Origin of the sequence: Erythrobacter epiphyticus, from assembly GCF_034653295.1 — a bacterium.
GTDB lineage: Bacteria > Pseudomonadota > Alphaproteobacteria > Sphingomonadales > Sphingomonadaceae > Erythrobacter.
Genome location: NZ_JAYEEU010000016.1, coordinates 1 through 704 on the forward strand (window position 1 = coordinate 1; position 704 = coordinate 704).

Consider the following 704-nt stretch of genomic DNA (forward strand, 5'->3'; position numbering starts at 1 on the left):
GATCCAGCGCCCTTCGGCCACCACCGTGCCGGTACGCACCGGCTTGGTGAAATGGAGGTTGAACCCGGTTGTCAGCAGAAAGCGATCGGTCACCAAGGTGTTCGCCGCAAGCTTTTCGGCGAGGGCAGGATCAAACTGGCCGCTCACCACCAAATCGCCGAGTGCGACATTGCTGGTGACAAGCAGTCGGACATCGACCCGGAAGCCATAGGTCGCACCCACCGGGCGGATAATGCCGCTGCTCAGGGCTTCGAGCAGGGATTGCTGGGTCTGCGGTGTCAGGCGATCGACATCATCGAGCACCAGCGTGCCGGTGTCGCAATGCTGGAACGCCCCGATCTGGCGATCAAAGGCGCCCGGAAAGGCACCCGGCTCGTGTCCGAACAGCACTGATTCCACCGAGGTCGGCGGGATCGTGGCGAGATCGACGATACGAAACGGCTCGCGCGCACGCGGGCTGGCCGAATGCATCGCGCGCACCAGCATTTCCTTGCCCGTCCCGCTCGCCCCGTCGATTGCGACATGGCCGTGGCCGCGCGCGGTCTTTGCCGCCTGGGCCAGCGCGGCGCGAAAGCCGGGGGCGGTGCCGATCATGGCATCGAAATCGAGGCTGGCGGACATTTTTTCGGCAAGCGGCGCGAGTTCGCGGCGCTGCGTCTCGCGCGTGGTGACCGCGCGCAGCGCATCCATCAGCCGCTCGGGCG

Annotated in this window: 1 protein-coding gene; it reads right to left on the reverse strand. The window is 66.1% G+C overall.

What is annotated here, in order from left to right:
- Positions 1-704 (reverse strand): sigma-54-dependent transcriptional regulator (locus SOQ14_RS14175; protein WP_322898777.1); only part of this gene is annotated, 704 nt, incomplete at both ends.